At 72.7% G+C, this 22,005-nt stretch carries 19 protein-coding genes and 1 pseudogene; 19 read left to right on the top strand and 1 reads right to left on the bottom strand.

Features of this window, described 5'->3' with window-relative positions; translation table 11 throughout:
• Positions 1 to 1,243 (top strand): annotated as a pseudogene (locus ADK67_RS52895) (hypothetical protein); the annotation flags it as partial.
• 28 nt (positions 1,244 to 1,271) lie between these two features.
• Positions 1,272 to 2,072, top strand: coding sequence for an immunity 49 family protein (locus ADK67_RS34775; RefSeq protein ID WP_053720809.1), 801 nt, complete (start codon positions 1,272 to 1,274; stop codon positions 2,070 to 2,072).
• On the opposite strand, the gene ADK67_RS34780 is transcribed toward ADK67_RS34775, so the two are convergent.
• Positions 2,069 to 2,821 (bottom strand): NPCBM/NEW2 domain-containing protein, encoded by a 753-nt coding sequence (locus ADK67_RS34780; protein ID WP_157621133.1) that lies wholly within the window; start codon positions 2,819 to 2,821, stop codon positions 2,069 to 2,071. The two genes, ADK67_RS34775 and ADK67_RS34780, sit on opposite strands and share 4 nt — an antisense overlap.
• Before the next feature lie 187 nt (positions 2,822 to 3,008).
• Here ADK67_RS34780 and ADK67_RS34785 point away from each other — a divergent pair, with 187 nt between their 5' ends.
• From ADK67_RS34785 to ADK67_RS34860, 17 genes are all read left to right on the top strand, one after another.
• On the top strand, positions 3,009 to 3,617 hold the full coding sequence (locus ADK67_RS34785; protein ID WP_053720811.1) for a DUF4255 domain-containing protein: 609 nt from the start codon (positions 3,009 to 3,011) through the stop codon (positions 3,615 to 3,617).
• Entirely contained in the window at positions 3,614 to 5,614 is a 2,001-nt protein-coding gene (locus tag ADK67_RS34790; RefSeq protein WP_053720812.1) for an ATP-binding protein, read from the top strand. Before ADK67_RS34785 ends, ADK67_RS34790 begins: the two co-directional genes overlap by 4 nt.
• 97 nt (positions 5,615 to 5,711) lie before the next feature.
• A complete protein-coding gene (locus ADK67_RS34795) occupies positions 5,712 to 6,407 on the top strand; it encodes an eCIS core domain-containing protein (protein WP_053720813.1) in 696 nt (231 codons plus the stop codon).
• 206 nt (positions 6,408 to 6,613) lie between these two features.
• Positions 6,614 to 8,152, top strand: coding sequence for a phage tail sheath family protein (locus ADK67_RS34800; protein WP_053720814.1), 1,539 nt, complete (start codon positions 6,614 to 6,616; stop codon positions 8,150 to 8,152).
• Between the two features lie 40 nt (positions 8,153 to 8,192).
• Entirely contained in the window at positions 8,193 to 8,636 is a 444-nt protein-coding gene (locus ADK67_RS34805) for a phage tail protein (RefSeq protein WP_053720815.1), read from the top strand.
• A gap of 4 nt (positions 8,637 to 8,640) precedes the next feature.
• Complete coding sequence (locus ADK67_RS34810; RefSeq protein ID WP_053720816.1) at positions 8,641 to 9,102, top strand: hypothetical protein; 462 nt, start codon at positions 8,641 to 8,643, stop codon at positions 9,100 to 9,102.
• Positions 9,099 to 9,257: a DUF6760 family protein gene (locus ADK67_RS51550; protein WP_106618461.1), complete on the top strand. Its 159-nt coding sequence runs from the start codon at positions 9,099 to 9,101 to the stop codon at positions 9,255 to 9,257. The genes ADK67_RS34810 and ADK67_RS51550 overlap by 4 nt, the downstream gene beginning before the upstream one ends.
• A 1,516-nt stretch (positions 9,258 to 10,773) precedes the next feature.
• On the top strand, positions 10,774 to 11,295 hold the full coding sequence (locus ADK67_RS34815; protein ID WP_157621136.1) for a hypothetical protein: 522 nt from the start codon (positions 10,774 to 10,776) through the stop codon (positions 11,293 to 11,295).
• Positions 11,296 to 11,300: 5 nt separating this feature from the next.
• Positions 11,301 to 11,732 (top strand): phage tail protein, encoded by a 432-nt coding sequence (locus ADK67_RS34820; RefSeq protein ID WP_053720818.1) that lies wholly within the window; start codon positions 11,301 to 11,303, stop codon positions 11,730 to 11,732.
• 4 nt (positions 11,733 to 11,736) lie between these two features.
• A complete protein-coding gene (locus ADK67_RS34825) occupies positions 11,737 to 12,498 on the top strand; it encodes a CIS tube protein (RefSeq protein ID WP_053720819.1) in 762 nt (253 codons plus the stop codon).
• Positions 12,488 to 14,302, top strand: coding sequence for a VgrG-related protein (locus ADK67_RS34830; protein WP_053720820.1), 1,815 nt, complete (start codon positions 12,488 to 12,490; stop codon positions 14,300 to 14,302). Before ADK67_RS34825 ends, ADK67_RS34830 begins: the two co-directional genes overlap by 11 nt.
• 11 nt (positions 14,303 to 14,313) lie before the next feature.
• The gene (locus tag ADK67_RS34835) at positions 14,314 to 14,595 is read left to right on the top strand and encodes a PAAR domain-containing protein (protein WP_053720928.1); all 282 of its coding nucleotides are present in this window, start codon (positions 14,314 to 14,316) and stop codon (positions 14,593 to 14,595) included.
• A 1-nt stretch (position 14,596) separates the two neighbouring features.
• Positions 14,597 to 15,010: a GPW/gp25 family protein gene (locus tag ADK67_RS34840; protein WP_053720821.1), complete on the top strand. Its 414-nt coding sequence runs from the start codon at positions 14,597 to 14,599 to the stop codon at positions 15,008 to 15,010.
• Positions 15,007 to 16,950 (top strand): putative baseplate assembly protein, encoded by a 1,944-nt coding sequence (locus ADK67_RS34845; RefSeq protein WP_053720822.1) that lies wholly within the window; start codon positions 15,007 to 15,009, stop codon positions 16,948 to 16,950. The genes ADK67_RS34840 and ADK67_RS34845 overlap by 4 nt, the downstream gene beginning before the upstream one ends.
• Entirely contained in the window at positions 16,947 to 17,462 is a 516-nt protein-coding gene (locus ADK67_RS34850) for a phage tail protein (RefSeq protein WP_053720823.1), read from the top strand. Before ADK67_RS34845 ends, ADK67_RS34850 begins: the two co-directional genes overlap by 4 nt.
• A 425-nt stretch (positions 17,463 to 17,887) precedes the next feature.
• On the top strand, positions 17,888 to 18,754 hold the full coding sequence (locus ADK67_RS34855; RefSeq protein ID WP_053720824.1) for an NADase-type glycan-binding domain-containing protein: 867 nt from the start codon (positions 17,888 to 17,890) through the stop codon (positions 18,752 to 18,754).
• Positions 18,755 to 18,757: 3 nt separating this feature from the next.
• Positions 18,758 to 21,955 (top strand): HYR domain-containing protein, encoded by a 3,198-nt coding sequence (locus ADK67_RS34860; protein WP_053720825.1) that lies wholly within the window; start codon positions 18,758 to 18,760, stop codon positions 21,953 to 21,955.
• The last annotated feature ends 50 nt before the right edge of the window (positions 21,956 to 22,005 follow it).

Genomic DNA, 22,005 nt, shown 5'->3' on the forward strand with positions numbered 1-22,005 from the left:
CACCGGCGCCGACGTCCTCGCACCCACCAAACCCGCCTGGACCGACACCAACGGCCGCGTCTACACCAGCGACGCCGACATCGGCCCCGACGGCAACCGTCAACCCCGCATCCCACCCAACGGCGAATGGCAAACCCACCGCCCCGACGGCACCACCACCAAGGCGAGCGACGACGGCTTCGTCCCCGGAACCAAGGACACCGACAAGCAAGGCCTCGACCCCACCGATGCCCGCGACCGCGGCAAGAAGGACTCGCCGGAGGCGCAGCGGAGGAAGGCGATCCGCGATGCCCAGCTGGTGAAGGCCAACACCGACGAGGACTGGTTGAGGAAGTACTACCGCGAGAGCGACGGCCATCGGCACGACCGGCACGCGGTCGACGAGAACGACAACCCGGTACCCAAGATCAGGTGGAAGGACGGGCAGTGGGAAGCCGTCGAGGACCTGCCCGAGCCCCTGCCGCCGCAGTTCGACGTGCCGAACATCGATGAGGTCCGGCACGGACCGGCCAACCGGCCGAGCACGGACGGTTGGCGTGAGGACAGCCTCGAACAGGTCGACAGCGCCATCGAGAACCGGCGGCAGGCCATCGCCGACCGCCAGAACGCGCTCGCCACGCACGGCGACCCGTCGCCTGAGCTCTCCACCGCCCACGGCCAGCAGGGCAAGGCCGCCGAGGCCATGGGCGAACAGGTCGGCGACCACGCCACTCGCGAGAAGATCCACGACCAGTTCAGCCGCGACCCGCACGACCCGGACGCGCCGCCCAACCCGCACATCGACATGCGCACCCGCCAAGGTGATCCGCCCTACGACGACCGCGAGGTCATCGAGATCGTCGACACCCGGTCCGGCGAGGTCGTCGGCACCGCGGTCCCCCGGCACGTCGACAGTCCCGGCAGCGGCCGGTTCGACCGGGTGTGGGAGATCCACGACCGGCGCCCGGGCGTCCCCACACCGACCTACGAGGTGGTGGAGGCGAAGGCACCCGGCGGCAAGTACTCCAAGCGCGACCTGCCGGACGGGTCGAGCGTGAGCCAGTGCCGGCGCGACTACTTCGACGACGTCGTCCGGGCGCTCAAGGACAGCAACGATCCCGCCGACATCAAACTGGGCCTGGACCTGGAACACGCGGTGGACCAGAAGCGGGTGAACTACGTGGAGGTCCGCGCCCGGGTCGTGCAGGACTCCAGCGGCCACACGTACGGTGGCTACGACCGCAAGCCGGTCAAGATGTACTGACGAGGAAGTGGACAGCGCTTTGCGAACAGTGCCGAGGCACCCCGTCGACGCGGACCAGGTCCGCGTCCGCTTGGACGTGTTGGACACGGGAACCGAACGGCTGGTGGAGGCCGCCCGGAATGACGCCGTCGGGCTCGCGAGCCTCGCCGAACACCTGCTGATGCTCGGACAGCTCGGCTGCGTCCTCGACCCGCGTGCCGAGGACGCCGCCACGCGCGCTCGGTTCACCGACGCCGCCGAGGCGTACTCGGGGTACTTCGCCGCGCTCACGCGAGGCGACGTCGAACCGGGCAGCTACGCCAAGGTCGGCAACTGGCTGGTGGCGCTGTGGCTGGCGGTGGTGAGCCGGGACGAGGAACGGGCTCAGCAGCTCGCGGCGGTCCCTCAGGACCTGTTGCGCGCCTCCGGCACGGAGTACGACAGGTTCATGTACGACTGGGTCGACTCGTTGCAGAAGTTCTTCCGCACCGACCCGGCCCTCGAGGACGCGTTCACCGCGACGATGAACGGGACGGACCCGGAGGTCGTGACCATCGCGTCGACCGACGTCCTGCTCGACCTGCTCTACCCGCCCATCGAGATGCTGTACTTCGTGCTCCGACGTGACGAGGAGCGGTTCAACGACTCGCTGGAACGGGCGCTGACCGGGCACCGTCGCTACTGGACGACGGGCGGGCGGGAGACGCGGTCGGACGGGATGGTGGCGCTCGCGCCGCTGGCGATCTCGGTGCTCGCCGGGCAGGTCGGGATCGAGGTGCGGGTCGAGTCCGACTACCTGCCCCCCGACCTGCTGTCCGGCGCGTGGGTCGGCGAGACGCCGACCGCCTAGGACGCCGCCCCGGCGGGGGTCAGGGTCGGGTCGGCCCAGACGCCCACGCGTTCCGGGCCGGGGCAGCCGTTGGCCTCCTCCGGTGGGGGTTCGACGCCGATGGCCAGCAGGCGGGCGCCGGTGACGGGGACGTCGACCGGTTGGGGTGTGGTGCCCGTGTTCGGCACCTCGGCGACTCGTTGATCGTCCACCAGGACGTAGAAGTCGAGTTCTTTGGTCGCCAATGAATTGTCCGCGATCGCGACCTGGGCGGTGAACCGGTCGTATTTGCCGTCCAGTGCGAAGGTGAGCCGGGCGGACGAGCACCAGGCGCCGGTGGCGGAAACGGATTTCGTGTACTGCGCCTTCCGCACCTTCGCGGGGCCGGCGGTCCACGGGCTCTCGACGTACGTGGCGTCGATCGAACTGCTGTCGACCGGCGGCAGGTCGGCCAGGTAAGTGACGCCCGGTCTCAGTGGCGCGGTGCTCTCCGAGGTCGCTGTGGTGGTCTGGACCTGCGGTGATGATGTTGAACGGTCGGCGAGGAGTGTGGCCGGTTCGGCGTCGAGTGAGCTGCCGATGATCATTCCCACGACGAGTACGGCCACCCCGGCGGCGGACAACCACGCCACTGGCAAGTATTTCCGGCGAAAGCGTGCGTTGTTCAAGTCCTGGTCATCCATGTCGGCGACCCCTTCAGGTCCAAGACGTGAGCCGATCTCGGGATAATGTCGGGTAATGTCTCGACTGGCGCAGCACGCTAGCAGCAATCGCCCGGATGGAGGCCGAAAGCGTCAATCCGAGTAGTTTTCCGGGTTGTCCGCACGATTGCGGCGATAGGCGCGGTGCGAGCATGGCCTCGGGTGCCGGCGCTGCCCGGAGGGGCAACGCGCGCTGCCCCAAGGTTCGTCGGGTGGCCGCTGTCCGCGGGCACGGTGACGGGGTGAGAGTGGGTGGGTGATCCACGAGGTTGACGAGGCGCTGAGGCGGTTGGTCCGGGACGACGCGTTGCGCGGCACGGACGTCGAGGTCGCGTTCGACGCGCCCACGAAGGACTGGGCGGCCCGGCGGAACGCGCCCACCGTCAACGTCTACCTCTACGACATCCGCGAAGACCTCCGCCGCCGCCAGCGGGGCCTGCTGAACGAGTACGAGAACGGCCAGGTCACCGCCCGTCGCCTGCCGCCCCGGCACATCAAGCTGTCCTACCTGATGACGGCGTGGACCCAGCGGTCGGAGGACGAGCACCGGCTGCTGTCCGAGCTGCTGGTCGGCTTCCTGCGGCACGAGTCCGTGCCGGTCGGGCTGCTCACCGGGTCGCTGGCGGAGCTGGGGCTGCCGGTGCCGATGACGGTCGCCCTGCCGCCGCCGGAGGACCGGGCGTTCGCCGACGTCTGGACCGCGCTGGGCGGCGAGCTGAAACCGTCGCTGGACGTGGTGGTGTCCGCACCGGTCGACGCCGGCCGGGTGTACGCGGCCGGACCGCCGGTGGAGGAGGGCCTGCGGCTGGCCATGGGTGACGACCTGGTCGGCCACCGCGTGGCGATGAGCCGCAGGCGACCGTGAACACCGGCAGCCTGCCCCACCTGTTCGCCCGGCTCGCCGCGCTGGAGCGGCGGATCCGCGCGGCGGTCGCGGCCCGGCGCGCGGCCGACACCAACCCGGACGACCCGTTCCGCGGCCTCTACCTGTCCGACGAGGCGATCGACGCCCTGCTGGCCACCCGGCGCGAGCCGTTCGTGCCGTTCCAGGCGTCGGCGGCGTCGGGCAGGCTGGGCAGGCTCGCCGAGACCGCCGGGCTCTCCGGGCTGGACGTCGAGCTGCTGCTGGTCGCCCTCGCGCCGGACGTGGACAGCCGGTTCGAGCAGTTCTACGGCTACCTGAACGACGACGTGACGCGCCGCCGCGCCACCGCGGGCCTGGCGTTGCGGCTGTGCGGGCTGCCGGAGGCGTCGGCGGCGGGCCGGGCGCGGCTCGACCCGGCGTCACCGCTGCGGTCGGCCGGGCTGCTCGTGGTGGACGACCGGGAGCGGCCGTTCCTGTCGCGGTCGCTGCGCGTGCCCGACCGGGTGGTGGGCCACCTGCTGGGCGACGACCTGCTGGACGCGACGCTCGTCGGTGTCGCCCGGGTCGTGGACGAGGTCGTCCCGGCCGACGCCGGCAGGCTGCACCGCGCGTTGCGGGCTCAGGTGCGCCTGGCCTACCTGCGGGAACGGCCCGGTGGCGGTGCGCGTGAGCTGGCCGCCGCCGCGCTGCGGCACGCCGGGTTCGCCGTGCTGGAGGTCGACGCCGCCCGCCTGCGCGCGGAACCGGACCAGCACGCGCTGACGGCCGCCGTGCTGCGCGAGGCCGTGTCGCGGCACGCCGGGATCGTGCTCGGCCCGGTCGAGGACGAGCCGCCGCTGACCGCGTTGACCCACCCCGCGATCCCGCTGGTGGTCTTCGGCCCGAACGTGTGGGACCCGCGGTGGAGTGCCGACCCGCCGTTGCTGCACGACGCCGCGCCGCTGCCCGTCGCCGACCGCGCCGAGCTGTGGCAGGCCAGGCTCGGCGGCGGCCTCGCGCCCGGCGTCGACCCGGCCGCGGCCACCGCGCACTTCGTCCTCGGGCCGGGCCAGATCGCCCGCGCCGCCCGTGCCGCGTCGGTGTCCGCGCTGGTCGACGGCGGTGTCGTCACGTCCGAGCACCTGCGTGCGGGCGCGCGCAGCCAGAACGCCGCCGGCCTGCACCGCCTCGCCCGCCGCGTCGAGCCCGCCGTCGGCTGGGGCGACCTGGTGCTGCCGTCCGGCGTGACGGGCCTGCTGCACGAGCTGGCCGCCCGTGCCCGGCACCGCGGCCAGGTCATCGACGAGTGGCGGATGCGACCGGGCGGTGGTCGGGGACGTGGCGTCACCGGGCTGTTCGCGGGCGACTCGGGCACCGGCAAGACGATGTCGGCGGAAGTCATCGCCGCGTCGCTGGGCCTCGACCTCTACACGGTGAACCTGGCCACCGTGGTGGACAAGTACGTCGGCGAGACCGAGAAGAACCTGGAGCGGATCTTCACCGAGGCGGCGGGCGTGAACGGCGTGCTGCTGTTCGACGAAGCCGACGCGATCTTCGGCAAGCGGTCCGAGGTGCGTGACGCGCACGACCGCTACGCCAACATCGAGAGCGCGTACCTGTTGCAGCGCATGGAGACCTTCGACGGCATCGCGGTGCTGGCCACGAACCTGCGGGCGAACCTGGACGAGGCGTTCACCCGCAGGCTGGACGTCGTGGTCGACTTCCCGCTGCCCGACGAGCCGCTGCGCCGCCTGCTGTGGGACCGCTGCCTCGGCGTGACGGCGCCGCGCGCCGACGTGGACCTCGACTTCCTCGCCTCGGCGTTCGAGCTGGCCGGCGGGCACATCCGGTCGGCCGCGGTGACCGCCGCGTACCTGGCGGCGGACGCCGGTGGCCCGGTGGGGATGGCGGAGGTCGTCGGCGCGGTGGCGCGCGAGTACCGCAAGCTCGGCCGGCTCGTCGGCGAACGCGAGTTCGGGCGGTACCTGGGGCTGGCGGTGGCGGACGTGGGCCGGTGAGCCGCCCTTTCGGGCAGTGAGAGCCGCCCCCGCGGTCCTGGCTCGGCGGTGTGGCGGGGTTGCAGGATGGACGCAGACTCCGTTCTAGGGGGCGACCATGCGCGAGCACGACCACGAGGCCGACGGCGGGTTCCGGCCCAGAGGCGACCGCGTCGAGCACGAGGACCACGACCTGGTGGGACGGGCGGCGGCGGCCGGTCGGCCGGACGTCCTCGGCGCCGCCGGGATGCTCGACCTGCAACGGGCGGTCGGCAACGCGGGCGCGAGCACGGTGGTGGAGGAACCCGGCGGATCGCCGGTGCACGAGGTGGTGCGGTCCGGCGGCGCGCCGCTGGACGCCGACGTGCGCGCGGACATGGAGACCCGCTTCGGGCAGGACTTCGGCGACGTGCGCGTGCACACCGACGGCGCGGCGCACGAGTCGGCGAAGTCGGTCAACGCGCAGGCGTACACGGTCGGCTCGGACATCGTGTTCCAGAGCGACAAGTACGACCCCGCGTCCGACTCCGGCAAGCACGTGCTGGCGCACGAGCTGACGCACGTCGTGCAGCAGCGCAACGGACCCGTGGACGGCACGGACGCCGGTGGTGGGGTGAAGCTCAGCGACCCGTCCGACCGGTTCGAGCGCGAGGCGAGCAGCACCGCCGACCGGATCATGTCGTCGCCCGTGCCCGCTGTACCTGCCGTGTCCGCTGTGCAGCGGGAGGAAGCGCCGGCGGAGGAAGAGGAGACGGCGCAGACCTACGTCGCGCCGACCGTGCAGCGGGAAGAGGACGAAGAGGAAGCGGTCTGACCGACCCGGCACACCCCGCCGCGCCCACCGTTCGGGCGCGGCGGGGTTTTTCGTGCGTGACAACGGATGCGCGGCTGCACCTTTGGGCAGGTATCGGCGTACCCCGGCACATCCTCGCGGTCGTTTCGCCCGTTGCCGAAGCGCAGCAGCATCGACGGCACAGCCGGAGAACCGCCGGCGCCGTCGCACGACTTGGGAGGCAACGGATGCCCACCTATCTCTCCCCGGGGGTGTACGTCGAGGAGGTGGAGGCTGGTGCGCGACCCATCGAGGGCGTGGGCACCGCCGTCGCCGCCTTCGTCGGCTTCGCGGCCGAAGGCCCGTTCAACACGCCGACGCTGGTGTCCAACTGGACGCAGTACACGCAGGTCTTCGGCGACTTCGTGCCCGACTGCTACCTGGCCCAGTCCGTGTACGGGTACTTCCTCAACGGCGGCACGAACTGCTACGTCGTCCGCATCGGCGGCGACCGCGCCAAGGGCAACGGCCAACTGCCCGCGGACAGCGGCGCGCAGGCGGCGCTCGGCGGCTACCGGATCACCGCGCGGGAACTCGGCGCGCCCGAGATCACCGTGGAGGTCGCGGACGCCGTCGGGGAGAACCAGCCCGAGGACCGGTTCACGTTGCTGGTCAAGCAGAACGGCAAGGTCGTCGAGACGCACAACGTCTCCACCAAGCGCACCAAGGACCACATCGTCACGGTCGTGCAGGAGAAGTCGAACCTGATCACGGTCGAGGAGACGGCGGGCGCGGGCCTGGCCAAGGTGGAGAAGGGCAGCGTCACGCTCAAGGAGGTGGCCGCGCCATCGCCCGTGCCGTCGTCCGCGCCGCACAAGATCGCGGCCGACGACTACGTGGGCAACGTCGCCGACCGCACCGGGTTCGGCGGCCTCGAAGCCGTCGACGAGATCACCATGGTCACGGTGCCCGATTTGATGAGCAGCTACCAGCGCGGCGCGATCACGTTGGAGTCGGTGAAGGCCGTGCAGCTGGCGATGATCGCCCACTGCGAGCTGATGGGCGACCGGATCGCCGTGCTCGACACGCCGCCCGGGCTGAACCCGCAGCAGGTCAAGGACTGGCGGATGAACGGCGCGGGCTACGACTCGAAGTACGCGGCGCTGTACTACCCGTGGATCAAGATCTTCGACCCGGCGAGCGACGACCACGCGTTCATCCCGCCGAGCGGCTACATGGCCGGCGTGTGGGCCCGCACCGACGCCACGCGCGGCGTGCACAAGGCGCCCGCGAACGAGGTCGTGCGCGGCGCGGTGGCGCTGGAGACCCAGCTGACCAAGGCCGAGCAGGAGCTGCTGAACCCGATCGGGATCAACTGCGTGCGGTCGTTCCCCGGCCGCGGCATCCGGGTGTGGGGCGCGCGCACGCTGTCGTCCGACCCGGCGTGGCGGTACCTGAACGTGCGGCGGCTGTTCAACTACCTGGAGGAGTCGATCCTCGACGGCACCCAGTGGGTGGTGTTCGAGCCGAACGACGACGCGCTGTGGGCCAGGATCCGCCGCACCATCAGCGCGTTCCTGGTCACGGAGTGGCGCAAGGGCGCGTTGTTCGGGCTCACGCCCGACGAGGCGTTCTACGTCAGGTGCGACCGCGAGACCAACCCGGCCGAGAGCATCGACCTCGGCCAGGTGATCTGCGAGGTCGGCATCGCGCCGGTCAAGCCCGCGGAGTTCGTGGTGTTCCGGCTGGCGCAGGTCTCCGGCGGCACCAGCCTCGTCAACGAGTAGCAGTCCCTTGTCCTCGAGTCACAGGTAAAGGCGGTTGGTCATGGCACTTCCCGACCTCGACAGCTCGGTCGGCCACTCGTTCGGCCTCGAAGTCGACGGCGTCGCGATCACGCAGATCTCCGAGGTGTCCGGGCTCAAGATGGAGCAGGACGTCATCGAGTACAAGACGAACACCGCGGACGGCAAGTACGTCATCAAGAAGGTGCCCGGCAGGCCGAAGGCGGGCGAGGTCACCCTCACGCGCGGGCTCACCGGCGACACCAGCTTCCAGAAGTGGGTCAAGGACGCGCAGTTCGGCAAGATGGCCAGCGCGCGCAAGGGCGGGGCGATCATCGTCTACGACTACGAGGGCCAGCCCATCAAGCGGTACAAGCTGACCAACGCGTGGCCGAAGTCGCTGGAGATCGGCACGCTCAAGGCGGGCGACACCAGCATCCTCACCGAGAAGCTCGTGGTCACGTACGAGATGATGGAAGCCGAGTGACGCCATGCGCAGGGTGATGGCGTCGTTGGTGCCGTCGGTGGGGCCGTCGGTGGTGTCCGAGGTGGCTTCCGCGCCTTCCGGGCCGTCGGTGGAGCCGATGCGCACCGAGTTCGCCTTCGAGCTGCCGCGCGGGTACGTCGACGACAGCGGTGCGGTGCACCGTTCCGGCGTGATGCGGTTGGCGACGGCGCGGGACGAGCTGGTGCCGCTGCGCGACGACCGGGTGCGGGAGAACGCGGCCTACCTGACCGTGGTGCTGCTGGCGCGGGTGATCGTGCGGATCGGTTCGGTGACCGACGTGCACGCCGGCGTGGTGGAGAACCTGTTCGCGTCGGACCTGGCGTTCCTGCAGGACATGTACCGGCGGGTGAACAGCGAGGGGCACACCCGGGCGGCGGTGGCCTGTCCCGAGTGCGGGCACGGGTTCAGCGTGGACGTCGCGGGTGGGCGCCTGGGGGAATCGTGACGTACGCGGCCGACCGGCTGCACGAAGAGGTCGCGTACGTGGCGTACCACTTCCACTGGTCGTGGGACTCGATCCTCGACCTGGAGCACCCGGACCGGCTGCGGTACGTCGCCGAGATCGCCCGGATCAACACACGGATCAGCCAGGGACGGTGAGGGTGCGATGTGGCCGTGGCGACGTGACGCGGCGGGTGCCGGTGCTGGTGCCGCCAGGCCTGAACCGCCGCCCGTGCGGCGGGGGGAGTGGCGTGGGCTGGCACCGATCCAGCGGGTGGTGACGGATCACCCGCTGGTGAACCCGGTGGAGCGGTTCTCGGCGTCTTTGACGTCGTGGCGCTCTCCGGCTTACCTGGCGCCGTTGGCTCACCGGGTGGGGGCGGAGGAGCCGTCGGGCGTGATCGACGGTGTCGTGCAACGGGTGGTACTGCCCCTCGCCCGGCGGCCCGTGTCGCGGGGGCGGAGCCTGTGGTCGCGGATGGTGGGTTCGGCTGGGTCGGCTGGTTCGGTTAGTGCGGCTGGTCCTGCGGCGGTGGAGCCTGTGGAGGTTGTGGCGGCCTCGGAGCCTGCTGCGGCAGAGCCTGCAGACCACGCGGCCCCTGCCCCGGTGCCGGCCTTGACGGCTGCCCTGACACCACCGGTGCAAGGGCCGGAGGAGCGGGTCAGGATTTCGCGCGAACCTCGGACTGAGGTGGCAACACCTGCTGTGGCCCAACCTGCTGTGGCCCAACGTGTAGCGGCGCGACCTGACGTGGCACCACCTGATGTGGCGAGACCTGGTTTGGCGCACCGTGAAGTGGGACAGCGAGAAGTGGCGCATCCGGTGCAGAGGGCGGAGGCCGAACTCCAAGCCGAGCCCGAGCCCGACGCCGCCATCCCGGTCGAGCACCCGACCGCCGGACATCCGATAGCTGAGCATCTGACCGCCGGACATCCAACGGCCGAGCGCCCGACTGCTCAGCGCTCGACTGCCCAGCATCCGGCGACCCGAGATCCGGTGACCTCAGATTCGGCGACTCAGGCCACCACCGAAGGGCTTACCGCCTCCAGTGCGGCAACAGAGGTTCTGGTTTCGCAGGGTCCGATCGCTCAAGGGCCGGTCGCCCAGGTTCCGGTCGCTCAGGGGTCGGCTGTTGCCGCCGCGGAGGTCGCGAGTGCGGTGGTTGGGAGTCCGGTGGTGCAGCGCCCGACACTTCAGCGTGCGGTGGTCGATATGCCGGCTACCCAGACCCCAGCCATTCAGAGCCCAGGCAGCCGGGCTCCAGTCCCCCAGGTTCTGGCGACTCAGGTTCTGGCTGCTCAAGTTTGGGCGGGTGTGGCATCGGGTGGTGAGGTTCCGGAAGCGCGGTTCCTTGCCGTGCGGAGTTCGGCGGTTCCCCACTCGGCAACTTTGAGCCGGAGCCGGCAGGTACAGCGGTTGGGCTTGCGGGAGCAGGTCGGCTTCGAGCCTGGTCAGGTCGTGCCGCCGGGTGAGGTCGGTCCGAAGTCGGGCGAGATCGGGACGCACTCAGCACTCCGGATGCAGCGGGTGGTGGGTGAGACGGCCACTCCAGTCGCTCCGGCAAGTCCCATGGCACCGGTTGAGGTGGGTCGGGCTGTTGGGGTGGTGGGGAGTCGGCGGCCTGCCGGGGTTGGGCTGGGTTTGCCGTTTTCGCCGCCTGAGGTGGCGGGGCCGTTGATCGGGATGGCGAGGGGTCCGGAGTCGGTCGTGCCGGCCGGGGCGGTGGTGCAGCGGGCGGTGGTGCGGCGGGTGGGGGAGGTGGCCGGGGCACTTGCCGGTCGGCCGGTGTCCGGGTTGGGGCGGCCTGTGGTGGCGGAGCCTTCCGGGTTGCCTTCGTCGGGGCTCGCGTCGAGCTATTCGCCGACCCTCGCGAGGACCACCGAGTCGAGCTTTTCCCCGAGCCTCGTGCCGGCTGAGTCACCGAGCACCGCCCCGAGCACCGCGCCGAGCACAGCCCCGGACGCCATCGCGGCACCCGTGCCCGTGGAAGCGGTGGTGGCTCGTGAGGAAGTTCAGGAAGTCCAGGCGGGACAGGCAGAAAAGGCAGTTGCAGGGCAGGCGGTGGGGGAGCAGGCGAGTGGGTTGGAGCCGGAGGAGTTGCTCAAGAAGCTCTACGACCCGCTCGTCCGCCGGCTCAAGGCCGACCTGTGGCTCGACCGCGAACGGCGCGGAGCGTTGACCGATCGGTGGAGGTGAACGGTATGGCCGGGGTGGACGAGGCGGTGTCCGTGTGCTTCGTCGTGCGCATCGACGACGAGAGCCTCGGCTCCTTCAACAGCTGTGACGGGCTCGGCGTGGAGTTCACCGTCGAGCAGCGCGAAGAAGGCGGCAACAACGGGATGGTCTGGCAGTTGCCCACCCGGATCAAGTACTCCAACGTGAAGCTGACGCGTCCGGTCACCAAGGACAGCGCCAAGATCATCAAGTGGATCGCGGGCATGGCGGCGGGCGTCAAGCGCAAGACCGCGATCATCGAGGCGCGCACGCTCGACGGCACGGTGATCGCCAGCTGGGCGCTCTCCGGCGTGATCCCGGTCCGCTGGAGCGGCCCGCAGCTGACCGCCGACTCGCCCAAGGTCGCCACCGAGACCCTGGAACTCGCCCACCACGGCTTCCTCTCGACGGCGAGGTGACGCGATGGCCTCCCCGATCACCTTCACCTCGGCCGGCACGAGCGCCAAGGCCACCAGCTACGCCGCGCCGACGAACCTCCAGAAAGCCCTCCTCAGCGTGCACCGCCCACCGAACGCGGGCGGCGCGGCCAAGCCGGGCGACCTCCTGCACGAAATCACCTTCCAGTTCAACCCGAAGGAACTCCTGCTGACCAAGAACGCCAAGTGGGAGCGCAGCCGCCAACCCAACGTGGCCAAGAGCGGCACCCCGGAGTTCAAGGGCTCGGACCCGGTCAAGCTGGCCCTCGAAGTCTTCCTCGACGCCACCGAGCACATGGACGACGGCGTGGTGAAGAAGGTCGAGCAGCTGTTCGCCTGCTGCGTGCCGACGGAGGACAGCCGGCAGCACGGCAAGGGCTCGCCGCCGTGGGTGATCTTCAAGTGGGGCGGGATGACGGGCTTCCCGGCGTTCGTCGCCACGGTGAGCGCCAAGTACACCCTGTTCACGCCCGCGGGCGTGCCCGTCCGCGCGACCTGCACGGTCAACCTGGAGGAGATCGCGGGCGAGCTCGGCGGCCAGAACCCGACGTCCGGCGCCCTCGCGGCACGCGACTCGCACGTCCTGGTCGCCGGCGACACGCTCCAGTCCGTCGCCTACAAGGCGTACGGCAACGCCGAGCTGTGGCGGGAGATCGCGGAGGCCAACGACATCGACGACCCGATGCGGCTGCGGCCCGGCGCACGGCTGCTGGTGCCCGCGTTGGAGGAGGTCCGCGATGGCCGCTGAGAGCTTCGCCAACTCGCTCGTGGTCGAGGTCGAGGGCGGTCCGCTGCCCGCCGACGTCAAGTCCCTGCTCACGCACGCCTTCGTGGACGACAGCCGCAACCTGCCGGACGTGTTCGCGCTGCGCTTCCGCGACCCCGGCCACGTGGTGCTGGGCAAGGGCAAGTTCACGATCGGGGCGAAGATCGCGCTCAAGGTCCAGACGTCCGACCCGGGCGGCCCGCAGCCGTTGATGAGCGGCGAGGTCACCGCGGTCGGCGTCGAGCTGGACGCGGGCGGCACGTTCACCGAGGTCCGCGGCTACGACCTGGGCCACCGGCTGTTCCGCGGCCGCCGGGTGGCCTCCTACCCGAACATGACCGTCGCCGACGTGGTGCGCAAGGTCGCGCAGCGGGCGGACATCCCGGTCGGGCAGATCGACGACGTCAAGGGCTTCGGCCGCCCGCACACCCAGCTCAGCCAGGACGGCGTGAGCGACTGGGAGTTCCTGTCCCGCCTCGCCGGGCTGGTCGGCGCGCAGATCGCGGTGGTGGCGGGGAAGCTGGAGTTCGGCCTGCCCGAGGAGCCGACGTCCGCGCCCGCCGCCACCGCGAAGGCCAAGGCGAACCCGCTGGTGCTGGAACTGCACCGCACCCTGCTGTCGCTGCGCGCCGCGATCACGGCCGCCGAGCAGGTGCCGGAGGTGCGGGTGCGCGGCTGGGACGACGAGAGCAAGCAGGCGGTCGTCGCGGTCAAGCCGGCGAACGCCCTGGGCACGGAGGTCACCGGCCTCGACCCGGTCGCCCTGGGCGCCAAGTTCGCCGCCCCACCGTTCCTGGCGAACGGCGCGCACCGCAACCAGGCCGTGGCGAACGCGGTGGCCTCGGCGTTGGCGACCCAGCTGGGCGGCGCGTGCGCGGAGCTGGCCGGGGTGGCGCGGGGCAACCCCAAGCTGCGGGCGGGCACGGCGGTGGCGCTGACCAACGTCGGCGAGCCGTTCGCGGGCAAGTACACGCTCGCCGGCACCCGGCACCTGTTCACCGAGCAGACCGGCTACACCACCGAGTTCACCGTGTCCGGCCGCCAGGAACGCTCCCTGTACGGCCTGGCGAACGGCGGCGCGCACGGCTCGCCGGACCGCGGCCTGGTGCCCGCCATCGTCAGCGACGTGCGCGACCCGGCGAAAGCGGGCCGGGTCAAGGTCACCTACCCGTGGCTCGCGCCGGACTTCGCCGGCGGCTGGGCCCGCACGGTGCACAGCAGTGCCGGCAACGGTTACGGCGAACTGGTGCTGCCCGAGGTCGGCGACGAGGTGCTGGTCGGCTTCGAGCACGGCGACTTCGACGCGCCGTACGTGCTCGGCGGCCTCTACAACGGCAAGGACAAGCCACCGACGCTGGCCAAGGAGCCGGTGGACGCCAACAGCGGCGAGGTCACGGCCCGCGGGTTCGTCTCCCGCAAGCACCACAAGGTCGAGTTCGTGGAGGACGAGGGCATCACGATCGCGAGCGGTGACGGCAAGTTCGTGGTCAGGCTCGACCAGAAGAACCAGGTCGTCGAGGTGACCAGCGGCAAGGCCGTGACGATCAAGGCGCGGGACGGCGTGACCATCGACGCGGGCTCCGGCCCGTTGGAGCTGAAGGGCCAGAAGATCACCGCCACGGCGCGGACCGACGTGGCGATCGAGGCGGGCGCGCAGCTCAAGGCGTCCGGCACGGCCGGCGTCAAGGTCGAGGGCGCGACGGTGGCCGTCACCGGCCAGGGCCAGGCGGAGCTGACCGCGAGCGGGCCGGTGACCGTGCGCGGCGCGGTCGTCCGGATCAACTGAGGGGGATGGACATGCCACCAGCGGCGAGGGTCGGCGACCCGACCGGGCACCCCGGCGTGCTGGCGCCGCCGGGCGTGCCGACCGTGCTCATCGGCGGCCTGCCCGCCGCCACCGTCGGCAACCTCCACACCTGCTCGTTCCCCGGCCTGCCTCCGCACCCGCCGACGCCCGTGCTGCCGCCCGGCTGCCCGACCGTGCTGATCGGCGGCAGGCCCGCGGCCCGGATGGGCGACCTGGCGGGCTGCGGCGCGCCGGTCGTCGTCGGCTGCCCGACCGTCCTCATCGGAGGGTGACGTGGACTTCATCGGCCGCGGCCTGGCGTTCCCCGTGCACACCGACGCCACCGGCTCCGTCGCGCTCGTCGGCGGCGAGCGCGAGATCGTGGAGAGCATCCGGCTGATCCTGGCCACCACGCCGGGTGAACGCCCCATGCGGCCGGAGTTCGGCTGCGCCATCCACGACCTGGTGTTCGCGCCCGCGGACGCGGCCACCGCCGGCCGCATCGCCTACGAGGTGCGGCTGGCCCTGGAGCGCTGGGAACCGCGCATCACGCTCACCGACGTGTCCGTGGGCTTCGACGAGGTCGACCAGGGCACCCTGCTCATCGACATCCGGTACGCGCTGCGCGGCACGAACGACCCACGCAACCTGGTGTTCCCCTTCTACGTCATCCCGCCGCACGAGACCGCCGAGGAGGACGCGCGATGACCTCCCTGCCGGCGCCCAACCTGGACGACCGCCGGTTCCAGGACCTCGTGGACGAGGCGAAGCGGCGCGTGCAGCAGCACTGTCCCGAGTGGACGGACCACAACGTGTCCGACCCGGGCGTGACGCTGATCGAGGCGTTCGCGCACATGGTCGACGAGCTGCTGTACCGGCTCAACCGCGTGCCCGACCTGCACTACCTGCGGTTCCTCGACCTGATCGGGGTGACGCTGTTCCCGCCGACCGCGGCGCGCGGCGACGTCACGTTCTGGCTGTCCGCGCCGCGCGACGTGCCGGTGGTGGTGCCCGCGGGCGCGCAGGTGGCCACCGAGCGCAGCGAGGTCGAGGACCCGGTGGTGTTCACCGTGGAGCGGGAGCTGGCGATCGTGCCGTGCTCGTTGACGCACCTCGTGACCGCGGTGGAGGACTCGTCGGTCCCGCCCGCCGACCGCACCGACGAACTGCGTGACGGCAAGGCTCCTGACGTCTTCGCGTCACCTCCGGCACCCGGCGACGCCGTCCTGTTCGGACTGTCGGACGCCGTGCCCGGCTGCGCCGTGCTGCTGCGGGTGGACGCGCACGCCGAAGGCCGCGGTGTCGACCCCCGTGACCCGCCGTGGGCGTGGGAGGCCTGGAACGGCGCCGGCTGGAGCCCGTGCGAGGTGGACCGCGACACCACCGGCGGCTTCAACCAGCCCGGTGACGTGGTGCTGCACGTGCCGCGCACGCACGCCGTGTCCGTCATCGCCCGGCAACGCGCCGGGTGGCTGCGGTGCCGTGCCGTCGCGCCCGCGCCGGACCGCCCGTTCTACCAGCGCCCGCCGAAGCTGGTGTCCGTCACCGCCGCCACCATCGGCGGCACGACCGGCGTCACGCACGCCGACATCGTGCGCGGCGAGACGATCGGCGTGTCCGAAGGCGTGCCGGGGCAGCGGTTCCCGCTCGCCCGCACCCCGGTCGTGGTGGACGACGGCACGCTCGTGGTGGAGGTCGCCGCACCGGACGGCTGGGAGCGGTGGACCGAGGTGCGGTCGTTCGCCGAGTCCGGGCCTGCCGACCGGCACGTGGTGCTGGACCGCGTCGGCGGCGAGGTGATCTTCGGACCGGCGGTGCGGCAGCCCGGCGGCGGCGTGCGGCTCTACGGCGCGATCCCGGCGAAGTCGGCCGCGATCCGGGTGCCCGAGTACCGCACCGGCGGCGGCCTGCGCGGCAACGTGGCGCGCGGGTTGTTGCAGGTGCAGCGGGACCCGGTGCCGTTCGTGACGGCGGTGGCGAACCGGCGGCCCGCGTCCGGCGGCGTGGCGGGCGAGTCGGTGCGCGACGCGGCGCTGCGCGGGCCGTTGCTGCTGCGGACGCGCGACCGCGCCGTGACGGCCGAGGACTACGAGGTGTTGACGCGGGAGGCCGCGCCGGAGATCGCCCGGGTGCGGTGCGTGCCCGCGAGTCCCGGGTCGGCGGCCGTGCGGGTGCTGGTCGTGCCGTCCGTCGGCACGCACGAGGAGGCGGACTTCGCCGCGTTGCAGCCGAGCGCGGACGTGCGCGAGCGGATCGAGCGGTTCCTGGAGGAACGCCGGTGCGTCGGCGCGCGGGTGTCCGTCGAGCCGCCCTACTACCAGGGCGTCACGGTGGTGGCGCGGCTCAAGGCGAAGGCGGGCACGCCCGAGGACGTGCTGCGCACGCGGTCCGTGCAGGCGCTGTACGACTACTTCAACCCGGTCAGCGGCGGACCGGACGGCGACGGGTGGCCGTTCGGGCGGCCCGTGCAGTCCGGCGAGGTCTTCGCGGTGCTGCAACGGCTGGCCGGCGTCGAGCTGGTCGAGGAGATCAAGCTGTTCGGGGCGAACCCGGTGACCGGCGAGCGCGGCAACGCGGCGGCCCGGCTCGACCTGCCGCCGAACGGGCTGGCGTTCTCCTACGGGCACCAGGTGCGGGTGGCGCGATGACGACACCGCACCCGTTGGCCGAGCGACTGCCCGCCGTGTACCTGGAGGACGGGTTCACCCAGCGGTTCCTGGCGGCGCTGGACGAGGTGCTGGCGCCGGTGTTCACCACGTTGGACGGGTTCCCGGGCTACCTCGACCCGCGGCTCGCGCCGGAGGACTTCCTGGAGTGGCTGGCGCACTGGGTGGCGCTGGACGTGGGCGAGGGCTGGCCGGTCGCGCAACGGCGGGCGCTGGTGGCGCGGGCCGTCGAGCTGCACCGGTGGCGTGGCACGCGGCGCGGGCTGGCCGAGCACGTGGCGCTGCTGACCGGGGGACAGGTGGAGGTGCGCGACAGCGGCGGCTGCACGTCGACGGACCGGCCGGGGCTCGCGGTGGCGGAGGACCCGCCGAGCGTGCACGTCCGGGTGCGGGTGGCGCGGCCGGCCGAGGTGGACCGGACCCGGCTGGCCGCCGCGGTCGCCGGTGCGGTGCCCGCGCACGTCGCGGTCGAGCTGGAGGTGGTGGGGGAATGATCGTGTGTGCGCAGTGCGGTGAGGGCAACGCGCCGGGCGCGGAGTTCTGCGGCGCGTGCGGGACGTACCTGGAGTGGGAACCCGAGGGCGTGCCCGACCAGGTCGCGGCACCCGCCGGACCCGGATCCGCCGGACCCGGAGCGGCTGGATCCGGACCTGCCGGACTTGGAGCGGCTGGACTTGGAGTGGCTGGACCCGGTGTGGCTGGACCCGGTGTGGCTGGGCCGCGAACCGCCGGGCCGCAGCCACCGCGAACCGCCGGGCCACGAACCACCGGGCCGCCGTCACCGCCACGAACCGCCGGGCCGTGGGCAGCCCTGAATGCCGTTCCGCCGCAGGTGCAGCCGCACACCGTTCAGCCGGAGACAGCCCCACCAGCTCCCTCGCAGGCACTGCCGAGAACCGGGCAGGCGCCGCCGCAGCCGGTGCCGTTCCAGCCGGTCCGGTCGCAGCCGGCGCCCGTGCAGCCCGGCGCGGTGCAGCCCACCGACCAGCGGCCCGCCGGCACCCACCGGCCACGCCTCACCGAGCGCCGGACACCCCGGGCGGGCGACCTCATCTGCGGCCAGTGCGGCGAGGCGAACCCGCCCACCCGCAGGTTCTGCGCCCGCTGCGGCTCGGCGCTGGTGGAAGCCGCCGTCGTCCCCGAGAAGTGGTGGCGGAAGCTGCTGCCCAGGCGCAAGCCGCCGGAGACGGGCAGCCGTCCGCGCCGCCGGGTCGGCTCCGTCCGCCGCCGGGTCGGCCAGGTGCTCCGCTGGTCGTTCGTCGTCGCGCTGCTGGGCGCGGTCGGCGCGTACGGGCTCGTGCCGTCGTTCCGCGGCCTCGTCAACAGCCGGGCGGTCTCGATCACCCAGGACGTCAAGGGCCTCTTCGTCATCGCCCTCACCCCCGTGCGGCCGACGGGCATCACCGCCACCGCCGAGTCGCCCGGCCACCCGCCGGACCTCGCCTTCGACAACGCGACCACCACGTTCTGGCTCGCGCCGGTCGAACCGCGACCACCCGCGCTGGTGCTGGACTTCGGCCGCGAGGTGGATCTCCGCGAGGCCATCGTCCGGGTCGGCAACCCGGCCGACCTGCAAGCCGCGCACCGCCCCAAGAAGCTGCACCTCGTCTTCCCGACGGGCCGCACGTCCGACATCGACATCGCCGACACCCCGGACCAGCAGACCGTGAAGGTCGAGAGCGGCGGCGCGGCCCGGAGCGTCGAGGTGCACGTGGTCGAGTGGCACGGTTCCCTGCGCGGCAACGAGGTCGCGCTCGCCGAGATCGAATTCTTCGCGGTGAGGTGAGCGGTGAGGCACCTGGCGCTCGTGGTGGTCCTGCTGGCCGGGCTGGTCGTCGCCGCACGGCCGGCCGCGGCGCAACCCGGTCCGCTCGCGCCGTACCGGATCGGGGTCAGCCGGTCCGCGCCCGACGGCGACATCTGGAGCACCGACGCCACCGGCGCCGACCCGCGCCAGGCCACCGCCACGGCGGAGCGGCACGACACCGACCCCGACTACTCGCCGGACGGCACGCTCGTCGCCTACACCGAGTTCACCGGCGACGAGTCGCCCGGCCGGATCGTCGTCGCGAACGCCGACGGCTCCGCTCCCCGCTACCTGAGCGACCGGCGCGGCGAGGCGCAGCCGTCCTGGTCGCCGGACGGCACGATGCTCGCGGTCAGCGGCGACGACGGGATCGCCGTGGTGCGCGCGGCCGACGGCGTGGTGCTCGCCGAGATCCCCGCGCCCGCGCACGTCGACGTGAGCGACAGCCAACCGGCGTGGTCACCCGACGGCGACACGATCGCCTTCGCCCGCCGCACCGGCCGCCCGACCACGCCGCGCGTCACGCCGTTCACCGTCGGAGCGTCCACTTCGGACTCGTTCACCACCGCGGCCACCCTGCGCACGCCGACGGTGCCGGCGAAACCGGAGATCGTGTTCCTGGTGGACACCACCTACTCGATGGACGGCGCGATCGGCACGCTGCGCGACAAGCTGCGCGACGTGATGGCCCGGATCGCCGACTCCGAGCCGGGCGCGACGTTCGGCCTGGCCACCTACGAGGACGTCACCGACGGCGACCGGCGCTACCGGCTGCCCGCGAAGCTGGGCGGCCCGGAGGCCGTGCAGACCGCGCTGGACGGGATCACCATCGGCGACGGCGGCGACCTGCCCGAGGACTGGTTCAACGCGCTGCACGAGCTGGCCAGGGGCGATGACCCGGTGTTCACCAAGCCCGGCACGAACCGGATCGTCGTGCTGGCCGGCGACGCGAGCAGCCACGAGTGCGACCTGACCGTGCCGCCCACGTCCACCCCGACGGGCACGCCCACCCAGGACCCGCCGCGCTTCGGCCACCGGCTCAACGCCGCCGAACCGCCCGGGTGCGGCGCCTACTGGCAGCGCTCCACGATCATCAAGGACCTCACCACCCACGGCGAGGGCGACCCGTCCCGCGACATCCACGTGGTGGGCGTCCCGGTCATCACCTCCGAGTTCGAGGCCCTCGACCGCCAGGGCCAGGCCACCGCGATCACCGACGCCACCGACGGCTTCCTGGTCGCCGCGGGCGCTACGCCGCCCGAGATCGTCACCGCCATCGAGGACGGCATCACGGACATCCCGGTGACCGTCCGGCCGATCGCCGAGTGCCCCGCGGGCGTCTCCGTCACCTTCCACCCGGAGACGGCGACCGCGGGCGGCGGCACGGACGTCACGTTCACCGAGACCGTGCGGTTCGCGGATCCCGGCCCGGCCCGCGCCGCGCTCGGCGACGCCCACTGCACGATCCGGTTCGAGTTCGACGGCCTGACCCCCGACCAGCCCTACGAGCAGCACCTCGACGTCAGCCGCCGGCCGGGCCCGACCCTGGTCGTGGCCGCCGACGCCACCCCGAGCCCGAACGGCGACCCGGCGCCCGTCCCGTTCACCGCCACCGCGACCGACGACGCGGGCACGTCCCTCCCGACGCGGTGCGACGCCACGTCCGGCGCGCTGTTCCCGGTCGGCCTGACCACGGTGACCTGCACCGCGACCGACCGCGCCGGCCGCACCGCCACCGCGCGCACGCTCCTCACCGTCCACGTGCCCGGCGACGGCGACCGCCGCGACGTCTGGCTGGCCGAGGTGGACGGGTCCGCGATCCGCCGCCAGACCGACCTGACCCGCCGGTTCACCGAGGCCTGCGGCGGTCGGGACGGCGCGCCCGCGTGGTCGCCGGACGGCAACCGGCTCGTCTACGAGCACGGCGACGCGCTGTGCGTGGCGGACGCCTCCGGCGCGAGCGCCGCGGAGATCGTGACGGGCCGCACCCGGCACCCGGCGTGGTCGCCGGACGGCGCGCTGATCGCGTTCACCCGGTCCTCGGGCGACGGCCCCGACCGGGTGTGGTCCGTGCCCGCCGGCGGCGGCGAGCCCCGGCAACTGGTCGGGTTCGGTGGCGACGACGTGGCGCGGCCCGCGTTCCAGCGCCTGCCCGACCTGCGGCTCACCGGCGCCGCCGTGCCCGCCGGGATCGCGTTCGGCGGCGCCACCACCGTGAACCTGCGCGTCACGAACGCGGGCCTGACCGCGCCGCGCGCCGCCGATCTGGCGATCACCGTGCCCGCCGGGCTGCGCGTGGACGCGGTCGCCACGACCGTCGGCACGTGCGCGGCGACGTCGTGCGCCCTGGGCCGTCTCGCCCCGAACCGCACCGCCGACATCCGGGTCACCGTCACCGGCACGGCGGCCGGGCGGCACGTCGTCGGCGCGGCCCTGGCGGCCGACGTCAACCCGGGCGACAACCGGGTCGACGTGCCGGTGACCGTGGCCGACGAGATCAGGCCGCCGGACAACCCCGGCTCGCTGTCGCTGGCCGTCGCGCTGACGCCGCAGGAGGGCTACGTCGGCGGTGACGACCTCGTGCTGGCCTACCGGGTGCGCAACGGCGCGTCCGTGCCGATGACCGACGTCCGCGTGGTCACCTCCCTGCCGCCGCGCCTGCTGCCGGTGGACGCCGTCGCGGGCTGCGCGGCCGACGGCGCGACCTGCGCGATCGGCACGCTCGCGCCGGGGCAGGAAGCCGAGGTGCGGGTCGTGCTGCCCGCCAGGGCCGCCGTGGACGGCACGGCGGGCGGCTCGGTTCTCGGCGTCGGACCCGACAACAACGCGGCCGACAACACCGCGGTGGCCCGCGTCCTGGTGCGGCAGCCGGAGATCGCCGTCGACCCGGGCACCGGGCCGACCGGGTTCGTGGCGCGCGCCACCGGCCGGTCGTTCCCGCCCGGCGCGACGGTGCGCCTGGGCTGGACGCCCGGCCTCTCGCCGACACCCGGCGAGGTGGTCGTGCGGCCCGACGGCACGTTCGAGGCACAAGTCCTGGTGTTCCACAACGACCGCGTCGGCGTGCGGCAGCTCGAAGGCACACCGGTCGTCGGGCCCGCGTTCGGCCCGGTGCGGTCCGGCGACTTCCTGGTCGTGCCGAGAACCCTGCAACCGCCCGACTTCGCGTCCCGCGGGTGACACCGGCGGCTGCCCGTTGGGGCAGCGCCGGGCGCACCCCGCCCCACCCT

Source organism: Saccharothrix sp. NRRL B-16348 (assembly GCF_001280085.1).
Classification (GTDB): Bacteria; Actinomycetota; Actinomycetes; order Mycobacteriales; family Pseudonocardiaceae; genus Actinosynnema.

Bases quoted from the DNA above. Each gene is read 5' to 3' on its own strand.
- ADK67_RS34795 (WP_053720813.1), top strand. From the start codon at position 5,712: ATGCGCGAGCACGACCACGAGGCCGACGGCGGGTTCCGGCCCAGAGGC.
- ADK67_RS34800 (WP_053720814.1), top strand. From the start codon at position 6,614: ATGCCCACCTATCTCTCCCCGGGGGTGTACGTCGAGGAGGTGGAGGCT.
- ADK67_RS34805 (WP_053720815.1), top strand. From the start codon at position 8,193: ATGGCACTTCCCGACCTCGACAGCTCGGTCGGCCACTCGTTCGGCCTC.
- ADK67_RS34810 (WP_053720816.1), top strand. From the start codon at position 8,641: ATGCGCAGGGTGATGGCGTCGTTGGTGCCGTCGGTGGGGCCGTCGGTG.
- ADK67_RS34820 (WP_053720818.1), top strand. From the start codon at position 11,301: ATGGCCGGGGTGGACGAGGCGGTGTCCGTGTGCTTCGTCGTGCGCATC.
- ADK67_RS34825 (WP_053720819.1), top strand. From the start codon at position 11,737: ATGGCCTCCCCGATCACCTTCACCTCGGCCGGCACGAGCGCCAAGGCC.
- ADK67_RS34830 (WP_053720820.1), top strand. From the start codon at position 12,488: ATGGCCGCTGAGAGCTTCGCCAACTCGCTCGTGGTCGAGGTCGAGGGC.
- ADK67_RS34835 (WP_053720928.1), top strand. From the start codon at position 14,314: ATGCCACCAGCGGCGAGGGTCGGCGACCCGACCGGGCACCCCGGCGTG.
- ADK67_RS34845 (WP_053720822.1), top strand. From the start codon at position 15,007: ATGACCTCCCTGCCGGCGCCCAACCTGGACGACCGCCGGTTCCAGGAC.
- ADK67_RS34850 (WP_053720823.1), top strand. From the start codon at position 16,947: ATGACGACACCGCACCCGTTGGCCGAGCGACTGCCCGCCGTGTACCTG.